At 40.1% G+C, this 15,536-nt stretch carries 12 protein-coding genes; 9 read left to right on the forward strand and 3 right to left on the reverse strand.

Annotated elements, in window-relative coordinates; translation table 11 throughout:
• Nucleotides 1-26 precede the first annotated feature (26 nt).
• On the reverse strand, nucleotides 27-6,401 hold the full coding sequence (locus HGR01_RS27045; protein WP_045868733.1) for a hybrid sensor histidine kinase/response regulator: 6,375 nt from the start codon (nucleotides 6,399-6,401) through the stop codon (nucleotides 27-29).
• A gap of 347 nt (nucleotides 6,402-6,748) precedes the next feature.
• Here HGR01_RS27045 and HGR01_RS27050 point away from each other — a divergent pair, with 347 nt between their 5' ends.
• From HGR01_RS27050 to HGR01_RS27075, 6 genes are all read left to right on the forward strand, one after another.
• Nucleotides 6,749-6,997 carry a hypothetical protein gene (locus tag HGR01_RS27050; protein WP_264263823.1) on the forward strand — a complete coding sequence of 83 codons (249 nt, stop codon included), beginning with the start codon at nucleotides 6,749-6,751 and terminating at the stop codon, nucleotides 6,995-6,997.
• A gap of 294 nt (nucleotides 6,998-7,291) precedes the next feature.
• Nucleotides 7,292-7,423 carry a hypothetical protein gene (locus tag HGR01_RS27055; protein ID WP_255325163.1) on the forward strand — a complete coding sequence of 44 codons (132 nt, stop codon included), beginning with the start codon at nucleotides 7,292-7,294 and terminating at the stop codon, nucleotides 7,421-7,423.
• A 398-nt stretch (nucleotides 7,424-7,821) separates the two neighbouring features.
• Nucleotides 7,822-8,418, forward strand: coding sequence for a Uma2 family endonuclease (locus HGR01_RS27060; RefSeq protein WP_045868731.1), 597 nt, complete (start codon nucleotides 7,822-7,824; stop codon nucleotides 8,416-8,418).
• Nucleotides 8,419-8,647: 229 nt separating this feature from the next.
• A complete protein-coding gene (locus tag HGR01_RS27065) occupies nucleotides 8,648-9,268 on the forward strand; it encodes a Uma2 family endonuclease (protein WP_045868983.1) in 621 nt (206 codons plus the stop codon).
• Nucleotides 9,269-9,329: 61 nt separating this feature from the next.
• Complete coding sequence (locus HGR01_RS27070) at nucleotides 9,330-9,677, forward strand: XisI protein (protein ID WP_045868730.1); 348 nt, start codon at nucleotides 9,330-9,332, stop codon at nucleotides 9,675-9,677.
• Between the two features lie 58 nt (nucleotides 9,678-9,735).
• Nucleotides 9,736-10,338, forward strand: a complete 603-nt coding sequence (locus tag HGR01_RS27075; RefSeq protein WP_045868729.1) for a hypothetical protein — start codon at nucleotides 9,736-9,738, stop codon at nucleotides 10,336-10,338.
• A 179-nt stretch (nucleotides 10,339-10,517) separates the two neighbouring features.
• Here the strand turns inward: HGR01_RS27075 and HGR01_RS27080 are convergent, their stop codons facing one another.
• Nucleotides 10,518-11,096 (reverse strand): Uma2 family endonuclease, encoded by a 579-nt coding sequence (locus tag HGR01_RS27080; RefSeq protein ID WP_045868728.1) that lies wholly within the window; start codon nucleotides 11,094-11,096, stop codon nucleotides 10,518-10,520.
• A gap of 263 nt (nucleotides 11,097-11,359) precedes the next feature.
• On the opposite strand from HGR01_RS27080, the gene HGR01_RS27085 reads away from it, so the two are divergent.
• The gene (locus HGR01_RS27085) at nucleotides 11,360-11,941 is read left to right on the forward strand and encodes a hypothetical protein (RefSeq protein ID WP_155539049.1); all 582 of its coding nucleotides are present in this window, start codon (nucleotides 11,360-11,362) and stop codon (nucleotides 11,939-11,941) included.
• A 30-nt stretch (nucleotides 11,942-11,971) separates the two neighbouring features.
• The gene (locus HGR01_RS27090; protein ID WP_052335098.1) at nucleotides 11,972-12,319 is read left to right on the forward strand and encodes a hypothetical protein; all 348 of its coding nucleotides are present in this window, start codon (nucleotides 11,972-11,974) and stop codon (nucleotides 12,317-12,319) included.
• Between the two features lie 169 nt (nucleotides 12,320-12,488).
• Here the strand turns inward: HGR01_RS27090 and xisF are convergent, their stop codons facing one another.
• Nucleotides 12,489-14,033: a fdxN element excision recombinase XisF gene (gene xisF, locus HGR01_RS27095; protein ID WP_045868727.1), complete on the reverse strand. Its 1,545-nt coding sequence runs from the start codon at nucleotides 14,031-14,033 to the stop codon at nucleotides 12,489-12,491.
• Nucleotides 14,034-14,285: 252 nt separating this feature from the next.
• Between xisF and nifS the strand changes: the two genes are divergently transcribed.
• Nucleotides 14,286-15,494, forward strand: coding sequence for a cysteine desulfurase NifS (gene nifS, locus HGR01_RS27100; protein WP_045868726.1), 1,209 nt, complete (start codon nucleotides 14,286-14,288; stop codon nucleotides 15,492-15,494).
• The last annotated feature ends 42 nt before the right edge of the window (nucleotides 15,495-15,536 follow it).

Below are 15,536 nucleotides of genomic sequence, written 5' to 3' on the forward strand. Positions count from 1 at the left end.
AAAAAATACTTATCTATCTTTGTTGGTTAATGTTTACCAATCAATGGTTCAGTTAAATACAAAATCTTTTCAAATTGAAATCTTTTCACCCAATCTTTGCAAGTCTGACGAACTAAAGCATGAGATTCAGGAACTAACCCTAGGATTTGCAAGACTAATTCTGCATCTGCATCAAGGGCAGCTTCATGCAAATTTATAATCCATGATTTTGGCATTTCTGCGAATAAATCCGTTAAATTTAACGGTTCTACAGTCACATTAGCACGATGAGATGGTTGCTCTTTTTCTTGATAAATATAACGAACTCCCAAATGTTTAGCCATCATCTCAAATATGGTTTCTGTGTAAAAAGGTTTGCGGACAAAATCATCGCAGCCAGCCGATAAAATTACGGTTTTTTCTTCTTCCCATGCACTAGCAGTCAAAGCAATAATGACAGTGGCTTGTCCTTTAGTTGTGCTTTTAATGCGTTTGGTGGCTTCATAACCATCCATCACTGGCATTCGCATATCCATCCAAATCAGATGCGGTGAATACTCATCCCAAATTTTAATTGCATCTTCACCATTATTAGCTGCTTGCACTGCAAAACCCAGGGGTTTGAGGAGTTTAACTAACAGTTGGCGGTTATAATCTTTATCATCCACTACCAAGATGCGATATTGAGGTTGGTTAGGAGCTAAGGCAATAATGCGATCGCTCTTCAATGGATTCTCAATTTCGCATTCATCAGCAATACTTACTGGTATATCAAATTTAAAAGTAGTACCAGAGGGAGTTTCACAGGTGGGGGAGCAAAAAGCTTGACTACTAATAACAGTAATTTCACCCCCTATCAAGCGCACAAATTCACGACTAATTGTTAATCCTAATCCCGTTCCTTGCTGTAATTGCTGTCCTGATGAGGTTTGCACGAAGGGCTGAAATAAATTCTCTAGTTCTTCTGCTGCAATGCCAACTCCTGTATCTTTGACTTCAAAGCTAATAGTTGTTTCTCCCCTATCTGTCTGCATATCTGCATTGATTGCCACTTTAACTGACACGCTGCCAGAGGAGGTAAATTTAATAGCATTACTGATTAAATTAATCAGTACTTGCCGCAATTTAATCTCATCTGTGCAGATATATTGGGGAACATTTTGGGCACAGTCAAATTGCAACTGCAAGTTTTTATCTTTGGCTTTCAATGCAAACATATCTTCGATATCAGCCAGTAAATAATACAAATCGAAGTTAGTTGTGGATAACACCATGCGTCCGGCTTCCACTTTCGACAAGTCAAGCACTTGGTTAATTAATGTCAACAAATGTTCTCCACTGCGATGAATAATTTCCAGATTCTCTTTTTGTCCAGTGGAGAGATTTGCATCCTGGTTCATCAGCTGAGAAAAGCCAAGAATTGCATTTAGGGGAGTTCGCAATTCATGACTCATGTTAGCCAGGAATGTGCTTTTAGCGTGGTTAGCAGTTTCGGCTGCGTCTTTAGCTTGTTCGAGTTCTGCTTCTATTTTTTTGCGTTCGCTAATTTCCTGTTCTAACCGCACATTTTCAATCAGGGTTTTCTCAGCTTGTTTGCGATCGCTAATATCTTGAAAGGCGGCGATCGCATATTCTACATTACCAGTCTCATCAAAAATTGGCGTGCTGGTGACTTCTAAGGGGACAATTGCGTCACTATAGTGTAGTTCCAAATCATCTGCCCTTGTTTTTTCACCACCCAGCGATCGCACGACGGGAAGCTGTTCTACTGGGTACATCTGATTGGTTTCGGCCCGATATATGCTATAGACTTGGGAAAGTTGTTCGACTTCCGCTTTTGGTAATTCTTGAATCTTCAGTAACTGCTGTGAAACTTGATTGGCGTAAACCAGCTTGCCTTTGGCATCGTGAACGGATATACCTAGAGGAATGGCGTTGAGGAATTTATTCAGTCTATTTTGCGTCGATTGAACTTGAGTATAAAGTCTAGCATTGTTAAGCGCGATCGCTGCTTGGGTCGAAAGCATTTGTATTACTTTAAGCCGATCAATTGTAAAAACTCCATCTGCGAGATTATTCTCTAAGTAGACAATCCCAATCAATTGCCCTTGATTCAGCAGTGGCGCACAGAGAATTGATTTTGGTTTGTATTTTTTAATATAATTATCTTGCGTAAATCTACCTTCACGGGCAACATTACTTTCAATCAATCCTTCTTGAGTTCTGGCGACATAGTAAATAATTGATGCAGGTAGACAGGTTTCGATAGGAGTCGATTGCAATACTAGAATTTGCTCAGAATTCGCCTCACCAGATGCTTCAACTCGTAATTCTCCCAGAGATTCTAAAATGAGGTAGCCAGTTTGTGCGCCAGCGCTAGATAGCAGAATTCGCATTAAAGTTGCGAGGAGTTTATCTAGTTCAATTTCACTAGCAATTGCGACAGCAGCTTTCATCAGTGCGGCTAAATCCAAAACTTCGCCTGCGGTACTACCAGAGGTATTAGGTATGCTGTGGCGTGAATCGAGGGATATATTGGTTTTGGTAAAGCGCTGCAAAAGTTGCGGATATTGCTGTTCTAAATCCTTAACTTTTGCGATCGCACCCCAACGCAGATAACAGTGATAAGCATTAATCAGATAACCTTGGGCAACTTGCGCTTTTCCCCAATTGAGGTAGAATTTAGCAGTCAATTCATTAGCCAAAGCTTCTTCATTCAGATAGTCATTTTCTTTGGCTAAGGTAATAGCGCGATCGTAGCAATCAATCGCTTGAGTATGTTCGCCCAAAACTCGATGCAATTCTGCCTGCACTAGATAGAATTTTTGCAAATGAGTCATCGGTGCAAAATGCGCCCATTTTTTAATATTTTTCAGCTTGGCTTTCACCTGCTTTTGGATGCGTTTTTGTTCCGATTTAGAAGCATCAGCATATATAGCTAAGTAAATTAAAGATATGTAGAAATCCGCCAGGGGTATACTACCAACAGCACTATCTTGAGATGCTTCCACTAAACGGGTATATTTCAGAGCTTGCTGATAATCTTGAAATAGATAGCCCAAAAATATTTTATAAAAATAGAGATAATGGCAAATATTTTGGGCATTTGCTTCCAGATGAATCGGTAGCATTTTATCTTCGTCATAGCTTTCACCGATTAAACGACAATTATCTTCAGCCTGCCCCATTAAATTTAAGATTAGCTGTCGATTGATTTGGATATAATAATAACCTGTTTCTTGTCCCAGTTGTTTAAGGGCGTTAGCATACATTGCCATTTCTGGTTCCAGCTTTGCTAATTCCTGTCCCAGAATGTATGCATGATGAGTGTATGAAGTTGCTGCATAAGCAGCGTATTCTACATCTCCAGTTTCCAAGCCAATTACATAAGCATCCCGCAAAGGTGTTAAGGTTTCTTTAAGATGCTCTTTCCAATGTTTAATAAAGAAATTAACAACAAAAAATACTCTCGATTTAAGTTCTTTAGCATTGAATTTATCCAGCAATTTCAGTGCTAGTTGACCAAATTTATAGCCAGATTCAATATCCCCGACAACTTCCCCTGAGAGAATCAATCCGTAAGTAGCATAAGCATAGCAGGAGGTAGCTGTATTACCATATTTAAGAGATAAACTGACCTGTTCAAACACAATTAAAGCAAAGAGTTCTGGTATTGCAAAATAAGCAGGTGCTACCATATCTGACAAAATCCGCATAACTGCCAATTTGTAAGGATCGGTCATTTCTGGTAGTTCGATTAATGATTCAATTTCTTTGCCTATAAAACTTAATCTTGTCTTTACTAATTTGAGTACAATATCTAATTTATTAGGCTTCTTGGGAAAGTTAATTCCCAACATTTTTAATACTGATAGTGCCGTATCAATTGCTTGTAGAGGATTATTTTGTGATGTATAAGCTTGGATTTTAACTTGATAAACTTTTACTTTATCTAACAACGAATTAGCTTTCTGTAGCACTATATTAGCTAATTTCTCCATTTCCTCAACATTACCACAAGAACTTGCTACCTCGGCGGCTTCTACATATAATACTAAAGTTAAATCATACTGACTTTGCCAACTATCTGCACTCAAGCAATTTCTGCTAATTCTGAAGTAATTACTAGCAGTTTTCCATGCGGCTGAAGCTTTCGCTTTTTTACCGGCAATGAGATTTAATTGGGCTAGTTTATCTCGTTCTATTTGAACATCAACTGATTCAATACCTAAGTTTAATTGATTGACAATATCAAAAATCTTTTGTTGCCGTAACTGTGGCGGAGTATTTTGTAATAAAAGCTGTCCAACTCTCCAATGGACATCTTGCTTTGCGTCGATAGGAATTAGGAAATAGGCGGCTTGTTGGATGCGATCGTGTGCAAACTTATAAGTAATTTTTAATTCATTATATTCTCTATCTGTTTGTAGAAACTTGTAGTCATCGCCGATAGGTAATATCAGTCCGGCTTGCATAGCATCCCATAATTCTTTAGCCGTTTCTTTTGGAGATTTTTCATTGATAACTGCCAAGTTTTTTAAATCAAAAGAGTTACCAATACAAGCAGCTAATTGTAAAACTTTTTGTGCTGACTCTGATAAGCGTTGAATCTTTTCTGTCATTAATTCAACAACATTATCAGTTATGCTACTATTGATAATTTTTTGTAAATCCCAAGACCAAATACCAGCATTGGTATCAAATTTGAGTAATTTATCTGTATAAAGTGATTTTATAAACTCCTTGATAAAAAAAGGATTTCCCTGTGTTTTATCCCAAATTAACTCAGCTAATTTCTGAATATAGATACAATTAGTCTTCAGCGTATCTGCGATAAATTCATTAACCTGATTGAAATTTAGGGGTGAAAGGGAGAGATGATTAACCACTAATCCCTGCTTATTCATTTCTGCTACAGTCAGCATAGCAGGATGAGTTGCACTGACTTCGTTATCTCGATAAGCTCCAATCAAAAACAGATATTGAGTATTAGCATGAGTCATTATCAACTGGAGCAATTGCAATGTAGCACTGTCTGTCCACTGTAGATCGTCTAGGAATATAACTAGAGGATGTTCTTTTTGACAAAATACTTGGATAAAGTTTTGAAAAACTAAATTAAACCGATTTTGAGATTCTGTAGGAGATAATTCGGGGATAGCAGGTTGTTTACCAATAATCAGTTCAACTTCGGGAATAACATCAATAATAATTTGTCCGTTAGCTCCTAATGCAGCTAGAATATTATCTCGCCACTGTTGTAATTGCAGTTCAGTTTCAGTAAGTAATTGTCGCACTAATTCTTGAAACGCAGCGACTAAAGCTTGATAGGGAATATCGCGATGAAGTTGATCAAACTTTCCGCTAATAAAGTATCCGCGTTTTTCAGTAATTAGCTTATAAAGTTCATGGACTAAAGCTGATTTCCCAATACCAGAGTACCCAGAAATTAGCATGAGTTCAGTTTGCCCTTGACTTGTGCGCTCAAAAGCAGTCAATAAACTCTCAATTTGCGATTCTCTTCCGTAAAGTTTCTCCGGAATTTGTAATTGATGAGAAATATCTTGACATCCTAAAGTAAATTTTTGGATAGCACCGTTTTGATATTGAGTCAGACAAGTTTTTAAATCTGCCTTAATTCCCCAAGTACTCTGATATCTTTCTTCGGGCATTTTTGCCATTAACTTCATGACGATATCAGAGAGATTTATGGGAATTTCTGGGTTAATTTCATGAGGCGCTAGCGGTTGTTTAGCAACATGACAATGGACTAATTCAAGTGCGTCATCAAAGTCAAAAGGTAGTTGTTTGGTTAACAATTCATAGAAAGTGACACCAAGAGAATAAAAATCGGTGCGGTAATCAATTACACGATTGATTCGTCCTGTTTGTTCTGGAGACATATAAGCTAATGTACCTTCCAGAACATTAGGGCTTTTTAGAGAGGGATTCTCTTGGGATAAAAAAGTAGATAGACCAAAGTCAATAATTCTTAATTGTCCTGTTTGCGGATTCAAGACAATGTTAGATGGATTGATATCTTTATGAATAACATTATTTTGATGAACTTTGCCTAAAATATCGGTGATTTCAATGGCAAGATGGAGGAACTCTGGCACAGAAAAGGAACGGTTTTGCAGCAGAATTTTTAAAGACTCTCCACCAAAATCCTCCAACAACATAAGGAGGGTATTCTGGTATTTTCTCAGTTCGTAGGCTTTAATTATTCCCTCTAAGTTAAGACTACGAGTGATTTCATATTCCTGCTGATAGCGGTAGATTTCGGCAGGTGTAGGATAATCCTCCTTAAGGAGTTTTAAAATTACGGGTTGCCGATTAGTATTAAATATGCCTCGATATACGAATGAATTAGCACTCTCGTAAATTTGGCTGACAATTGTGACATCTGGCAGTGAAATCATCTGGCGAGTAACAAAATAGCCTAAAAAGCTTATTAAATAAAGTTTATAGCAAGTTATGATTACAAAATATAGATTTATTTCTAAGTAAATCTATGTGTCTATAATGTTACCAATATTTTATCGCTCTAGGTTGTCTATTGTCTCAGTATAGGCAAAAAATTTTACTCTGGGTTTACAATCCGCTCTATCTCGATTGCTCCACGACATCACCATAGGAAAATACCCAAAAAATTTTCGATTTCAATAAACTTAGATGCGAAGTTGCTATGCAACAAGCTCTAAAGAAATGGCAACCACAGCCTAAAACTTATGGGATTGGATGTCCTAGGTGCAATTCCACTCAGCTTGTGAAAATTGGTAGAGTGGATGGCCTACAAAAATATGCATGTAGTGACTGCGATCGCACTTTTAAAGAAAGACCAAGGTTTGTGTGTGAATGTTTAATCCTAGGAACTCAGGTAAAGTGCCAATCATGTCCTCAGTTTAAGGAATTTTTAGGCATAGTCAAGCAGCAAACAGATGAATTGCGTTCTTTGAGCTTTCAGGAGTTAGAAAACCTCAAGTCTTCTTATACTGTGGCTGAAACGCTTGATTAATATAATTACTCAAGTACAATTCATAACCAAATTGTTTGAAGTCGCTACGTAACATCTAAATTTAACAGGGTTGCATCTCCAGGGAAAATTTATGCAACACTACTACCTCTACCATTAAACTGCACATTACCCTATCTCAATTGCTGTAGTCCTGTGATTATCTCTTCAGTTCCCCTATATCAGCCACTTCTAACATTTTGTTCTTTGCAAACATTCTACTCGCAAGCAATTGCTTGCAATGAACAAAAAAAAACTCAACTTTCGCTATCCTCAAATTAACAAATAACGGTGCTTATGGCTTACGAATCTTGGTCACAAGTGGTAATTCGCACAGTTCTGGAATGGGAAAAACGTAAAGCCGAGCAAAAATCTAACTCGGATATTCCAGAACAAGAAAAAACAAAGTCCAAAAACAAAACTGCCTAGTAACGATACTCAATGGCTGTAACAAAGTTGCTATCTCTGCATATTTTTTAATGTAGTCATTGAGTATTGATCATTTACTTAAGCTTGAAGTGATTGCCAGTAAATTTTATTAGCAAAAGCCTGTATAATTCTTTTTTTAGCAATCAGGAATTGTCTGGTTGCATGATTTTCTAGGGTTCATGTGCATGAAAATTTCTATTAACTATCAACTTTGTTCGGCTTTTATCGCAAATACAACCCCTTGATATAGGAGTGCGATCGCAATGGCGCATCAAGCCCATGCCATAATAATTTTGACTTCCCCTGTGCGGCACTAGCTCTCCCAAAAAGAAGTTAAAATCGAATGATTGTCCAACAAAGCTGATTAGTTCTCATCTGGAAACAGACTGGAGACTTTTATGACCCCAGCAACCATAGTAACACCTATAAAAGAATCACCCTTGTTGTTTGAGGGATTGACTTGGAGAGAGTTTAAAGCCGTTGAGCAGTTGTTAGACCGTCCAGGATATCGGCTGTCTTTCCTGGATGGTGTTTTGGAGATACGCAGAATGCCTGGAGAACCTCACGAAACTGTTAAAAAAAGAATTGCGGCATTGGTGGAACTGTATTTGCTAATGGCAGGATTTGATTTTACCCCAACTGGCTCAATGACTTTGGAAAGTGAAGCTGGTGCTGTCAAGCGTGAGGCAGATGAATCTTATAAACTGGCTCCAGGTCGAGTGCGTCCAGATTTGGTGATTGAGGTGGTGTTTACCAGTGGTGGTATCGACAAGCTAGAAGCATATAAGCGGTTAAAGATTCCGGAGGTATGGTTGTGGGAAGATGGTGTGTTAGAAGTCTATCATCTGCGCGATGAGGGCAATGCGCTTCACTATGAAAGAGTTACCAATAGTGAGGAATTGCAAGGGATTGATCTAGATTTGTTATTACGCTGTATTAATATGGTGAATCATGTGGATGCAATCAAGACTTTTCAACAGGCATTGGTGAAATAGCAATCTGTTATTTGGTGCCAAAAACTCTATTCTGCTTCTGCTCCCAATACAACCCCTTCATACAGTAGTGCGATCGCTACGCCCACTGCAGGCATCGCCAATTAAAATTCGATGCTGGATAGAGTAATCATATCTTCCTCAGTTGTACTTAATCCTGGTGGAAAAGCTGTCTGCATTCCCCTAGATTAGAGATAATATTTCTATGGTTTTAAGTAATTCTTTATCATCTATGACCCAAGCCATACCCAAGCTAGTAACCTTTGAGGAATTTGTCGATCGCCTACGTGAAAATTCTGGGGTACGCTACGAACTACATAATGGGGAAGTCGTGGAAATGGCACAACCAGTAGGGGAACATGAAGAAGTTAAAGGGTTTTTAGGTATCGAAATTCCTTTTGAAATCAAACGTCTAGGACTCCCTTACATTGTCCCGAACCAAGCGATAGTTAGACCTCCCGAAAAAGATTCTGGTTACTTTCCAGATTTGTTGGTGCTAAATCGTGCAAATCTGGGAAATGAACAATTATGGAAAAAAGAATCTATTGTCAGTAATGGTGCATCAATACCTTTGGTAATTGAGGTTGTATCAACTAATTGGCGGGATGATTACCACTTAAAATATGCTGATTATGAAGAGATGGGTATTCCCGAATACTGGATTAAAGACTATGCGGCGTTGGGTGGACGTAATTTTATCGGTAACCCCAAACAACCTACAATCTCTGTCTGTAACTTGGTGGATGGAGAATATCAGATCAGCAAGTTTCGAGATAGCGATCGCATTGTCTCCCAAACCTTTCCCGAATTAAATCTCACCCCGATCCAGATTTTTCAAGCTGGTTTGCTGTAGCGTTGAAATTCATATCCGTAAAAATAATTGTTTACGATATTGAATGAGAGCAAATTTCACTATGGAAGGAGTGACGGATAAATTAACCAACTATCAGCAAATAGTACAGCAATTGTTGATGGGTTACGCTCTAAGTAAGCCAGCTTACGGTGAGATTGAGGTTGAGACTATTTTTGATACGCAGCGAAATCACTATCAAATTGTGCATCTAGGTTGGCAGCATAAGCGCTGGGTGCATGATTGTGTAATACATCTTGATATTCGCAACGATAAAATCTGGATTTTTTACAATTCAACGGAGCATGATATCGCCGCAGATTTAGTCGATTTGGGTGTACCAAAACAAGATATTGTGCTAGGTTTTCATCCTCCTTTCATGCGGGAAATGAGTGACTATGCTGTGGGCTAAAAGCAGAAGGATGAAAGAGGCGATCGCGCTAGCTTGAAAACAGATTGGGAAAACTTTTATGCCTTATAGTAAATTTACTCTGAGTAAAGCCGTAGAAGATTTTCAACTGACGATTGTTGAAGGCGATCGCTTTTTACCAGAAATTTCCCCAGTCAATCCAAGTTCTTTGCTCAAAGATACCTTGAAAGACACCCTACCTTGGGCTGTTGCAGTGGGTAGTGAAAAAGCGCGTTCTGAAGGCATTATCAATCCTGTTTTACTAGAAGTCAAACGTCAGCTTCATGGACAAATTAGCGTCTTTTCCGGCGAAGAGTTCAACGTACAGCCAGAGGTTGATTTGACGGGTTATGTCGATTTTCTGATTAGTCGCTCTCCAGAGCAATTGTATATTAAAGCCCCGGCGGTGGTTTTGGTGGAAGCGAAGAAAGAAGACCTCAAACCAGGACTGGGACAATGTTTAGCCCAGATGGTAGCTTCCCAACGCTTTAATCAACAGAAGCAGCAGCCAATTTCTACAATTTACGGAACGGTGACGAGTGGTACAGTTTGGCGCTTTCTCCAACTTGAAGGACAAACTGTAACCATTGACTTGAATGATTATCCACTACTACCAGTTGAGCAAATTTTGGGCAAACTTGTTTGGATGGTACAGAATGGCTGAGGATTGCGATAAGCGAAGCTTAAGCCTTATGGAGAGAGAGGCTACGCGGAGCTTGCTTCCCCGTAGGGGTATGGCTATCACAATTGTTGGGGGAGGAAGTAGCGATCGCTCCCTCAACACTCCGAATAGTTTATGCGTATTATTTTATACATAATTGACCCACCACTTTGTCAAGTAATCTATTCTGCTTCTGCTCCCAATACAACCCCTTCATATAGATGTGCGATCGCAATTTCAAATTCAATGCTGGATAGGGTAACTATATCTCCCTCAGTGTAGGGATAGTAAAGCCACATTCTTCCCTCCCCCCGACAGTAGCGTTCGACAGAGATTTTTTCGGAATTTATCAATAAATATTCTTGCAAAGAAGGCATTTGGAGGTAATTAGTGAATTTCTCTCCCCTATCTTTGCTACTTGTACCAGGAGAGAGAACTTCGACAATTATTTTTGGGTTTTGAATAAATTTACGAGCATTGAGGTCTTGAGGATCGCAACTGACAACAACATCAGGATAATAGTAAGCACTTGTAGGTGTCAGTTGCACTTTTACATCAGACACATTTACTCGGCAACCTCTAGCACGTAAATGTGGACGTAAAGCTGTGTAAAAATTCAGTGCAATGTCATTGTGGGGAATTGTACCACCTGTCATGGCAAATACTTCGCCGTTAACATATTCGTACCGAAGGTCTTGCTGGGATTCCCATGCAAGATATTCCTCGACGGTCATTTTTGGCGGTTGTTGGGAGGCTACCATAGCAAAATTTTTCGAGTTTGTTTTGATTTTAGCTTGGAGCTTAGGGAGACAAGCGCAAACTGCTTTACCTTGGATGCTTTTGACGCTATGGATTTGGTGATTTACAGTGCGATCGCTTGGTGATTTACCGAAATTACCCGCTATATTGGTCGTTACAGATAATTTCGATGCATATTCATATTAAATTGTCAATGGCAGTATCCTATGCATTTTCGATATGCTGGATCTAGAAAAGCAATCAGCAGATTTGCTAGGAGGTATGTTTGACAAAGACCAACTTTCCTTTATCTATATGGTTAAAACAGCAGCGTAGAGTCTTTGGCGGTATGCTATTGGCGATCGCCATCACAGGCTGTAGTAACTCTGGCACATCACAACTATCTTCTGTGAATAGCCCATCGGTTGCCAATATCTCAGACACATCTAGTCCAACTTCCTCACCAGTCTCTCCTACACCAAACACTGCTGATAGCCAGCTTGAGCAAGAAGCAGTCCAAGTTATTCGTGACTATTACAGTGCGATCGCTCGTCACGACTATAAACAAGCCTACTCAACTTGGTCAGGAGATGGCGCTGCTAGTCAACAATCATTTGAGCAGTTTCAGCAGGGTTTTGCTAACACCGCATCTGTTGCTGTAGAAGTTGGAGAACCAGGTAGAGTAGAAGGGGCAGCAGGTTCACTGTACATTAATATTCCGGTTACTGTTACTGCCGTCACTGCTGATGGAACGCCGCAGCGATTTCGCGGTAACTATGTGTTACGGCGAGTTAATAATGTTCCTGGCTCAACTCCAGAGCAGCGTCTATGGCATATAGACTCAGCGAAGATTACTAAAGCTAATTAGGGAACTCTTACCCAAAAGGTTAAATAAACTATGTTCAAACTCACTCCGAAATTTTCTGTCGTACTTATCACGATTACGGCGCTAGTACTGATATGTTTGCAGTTCTTGGGGAACAACTCTGTTCTATCTGAACAGTCAGATGTACAGTCTCATAAGCAGTCAACAGTTGTTGCAACTGCCGCCCTTCCCCCTAATCTTGTACCTGCCGTACTAGGAGGTAAACAAGTTTATGTTCTGTATGTAACCCGCTCTCAAGATACGGTTTTAGTGCGTTGTTACCCTGGTTATGAACCAACAATCACGCTTCGCGCAATGGGCAGTAATCCCAAAGCCCAGACACAGAAAGAAGGGGTGATGATTTGCCGTCCTTCAAGCTAGAAAATTAGGCGTTGCTGATTGATGGGATGATTTTTGTCTCACGCAAAGGCGCAAAGGCGCAAAGAATCGACTTTCAGCTTTTTCCAGAAGTCTGAATTCATCCCGCAAATATGCAACGCCGAAAATTAATTTTGAATTTTGAATTTTGAATTTTGAATTCACGGCAGTACTAGTACTGATACTCAATGGCTGTGACAAAGTTACCATCTACACAGATTTTTTTAACGCAACCATTGAGGATTGCTCTTTTATCTTGAGCATTAAGTCCTTGCCAGTAACTTTTATTAGCAAAAGCCCGGATAATGCGTTCTTTAGCAATCAAGGATTCTCTAGATGCATTATTGATTGCTCCCAGTGCGATCGCAATTTGTTCTTTGAGGTCATTTTTGATTTGTTCGATGGCTGAACTTGGTGGTAAGGTTTCCAGATTATTCAGTGATGCGCGGAGAGTTTTGACTTCTGGGGGTTCCTCGATAATAATTGGCTCATCTGTTTCTACTAAGTTTGCTAACCGTTCGGCTTCTTGCGCCAATAAATCTACAACTTGGATATCTAATATTTTCGAGGAAATCATAGTTTTATTACTACAATTGCCAGCTTTATACAAACGGCACTGATAATAATAGATAGCTTGTCCCTGCTTATCTACTCGTTTTGCATGGCGCGTCATTGAGCCTCCACAATGAGCGCACTTAATTAAATTAGAAAATGGGTTGATTTCGTTATCTTCTCTAGAAGCCCATCGGTTATGGCGATTACTGCGGATCATTTGTTTTATTTGTTCATGTTCAGCGCAGGTAATGATGGCTTCATCGTCGTGGGTTCCCCATTTCACCTTCCACTCGTCAAAATGCTTGCGCTTACCTTTTGATTTCACATAAGTATCAAAAGGTAAACCTCCTGCATAAACAGGGTTAACTAATAATGCTTTTAAACCTGGAATTGACCATCTCAAACCAGACCAAGGATAACGCAAGGGGTGGTTAGCTTTAGCTGGTGTAAAGACAATTTTATCTAAGTCATCATCGCTGATAATTCGTGAAGATTTCTCTGGTTTATGCCAATCAAAAGCTTTTGTTTCTATGCCAAAATCTGAGTGCAATTTACGCACAGTAGCCGCAACTGAACCGCATTCAAAAAAAGTATTGAAAATATATCTAGCTACATCAGATATAGTTAATTCTCTTCGCCCTTGTAACAAGCAAACGCATGGAGAGTCATCGCGTACATATTTATCTTTGTCGATACGGTATCCTAATGGTGCAACTCGGTGACTTTTCCCTTGGGTTACCCGATGACGGCGTTCGCTCTTTAACCTCTCAGTTACCATTCTGACCTCAAATTTGGCAGCAGCAAGCAACATATCAATAGTTAATTCCCCACCCAAACTGTCTGGATCAACTCCTTGATCTAAAGCTATGAGTTTAATTCCCTTGGAACGCAATACTTCCAACAATGAATAAAACAAACGTGATGATGAACCGATCCGATCAATCCGGGTAAATTGCAGAGATACTACCTTACCCTTTGCACATGTCTTCAAGTCATGAATTAATTGTTGTAGTCCTTCCCTAACTTCGGTTGTCCGTGACTGAATATCCCAGTATACTTTTGAACATCCAGCATTTTGCAAGCGTTCTATTTGTTTACGCAACGCACCTTTATCTGTTTGCTGCTCCTCACCGCTAACCCTTGCGTAACCCCAACTTTCCATAAAAGCGTATAGACACAACCTTTATTATATTTGATAGTGGATACTTCTATTCAGAGAAGTTCTCTGAGCAGTTGCAAAAGCGTCAACCCCAAGTGAAGTATGAGGGATAAAGTAGGAAGGATGAAGTATTAAACTTCGAGTTAAGAACCTGGAATTTCGAGTTTCAGCCTTCATTCTTCTCCTGAGGAGACGCTACGCGAACACCCTTTACCCTTCATCATTGATAATTCATAATTCCTAAATTTAAAACCAATGCAAAACAACTGCATCTATCTCGATAATAATGCCACCACGAAGGTAGACCCAGAAGTTGTAGAGGTGATGTTGCCCTACTTAACGGAATATTACGGCAATCCCTCTAGTATGCATACCTTTGGCGGACAACTTGCCAAAGCAGTGAAAACAGCAAGAGAGCAACTTGCAGCCCTTCTGGGAGCAGATGAGTCGGAAATTGTTTACACTAGTTGCGGTACTGAAGGTGATAATGCAGCTATTCGCGCTGCACTGTTGGCACAACCTGACAAACGCCACATTATTACTACTCAAGTTGAACACCCAGCAGTACTCAATGTCTGCAAACAATTAGAAACTCAAGGTTATAGTGTTACCTATCTTTCGGTAAATCGTCAGGGGCAATTGGATCTCAATGAGCTAGAAGCTTCCTTGACAGGTAACACTGCCTTGGTAACGATTATGTATGCCAACAACGAAACTGGCGTGGTTTTCCCAATCGAGCAGATTGGATTGCGAGCGAAAGAGCATGGTGCTTTATTCCACGTCGATGCGGTGCAAGCAGTAGGGAAAATCCCTCTGAATATGAAGAAAAGCACCGTAGATATGCTTACCCTATCCGGTCATAAAATCCACGCTCCCAAAGGTATTGGCGCTTTGTATGTGCGGCGCGGCGTGAGATTCCGTCCCTTCTTACTTGGTGGACACCAAGAACGGGGACGGCGTGCGGGAACAGAGAACGTTCCAGGGATTATTGCTCTTGGCAAAGCTGCCGAACTGGAAATGTTACATTTAGAAGAGGCGACTAAGAGAGAAAGAAGGCTGCGCGATCGCCTAGAACAAACCTTACTCGCTCAAATTCCTGATTGTGAAGTTAACGGCGATACAACGCAGAGATTGCCCAACACAACTAACATCGGCTTCAAATACATTGAAGGAGAAGCCATTCTGCTACTGCTCAACAAATACGGTATCTGTGCCTCATCCGGTTCAGCTTGTACTTCTGGCTCTTTGGAACCTTCCCACGTCTTGCGGGCGATGGGCTTACCCTACACCACTTTACATGGTTCCATCCGCTTTAGCCTTTGCCGCTACACCACAGAAGCCGAAATTGATCAAGTAATTGCGGTTATGCCAGAAATTGTCGAACGTTTGCGCGCCCTTTCTCCCTTCAAAAATGATGAAGCGGGTTGGTTGCAAGCGCAGGAACAAACACTGGCTCATCGTTAGGGATAAGGGACTGGGGACTAGGGACTGGGGATTAGGAAGATG

The organism is Tolypothrix sp. PCC 7712 (genome assembly GCF_025860405.1).
GTDB classification, from domain to species: Bacteria; Cyanobacteriota; Cyanobacteriia; order Cyanobacteriales; family Nostocaceae; genus Aulosira; species Aulosira diplosiphon.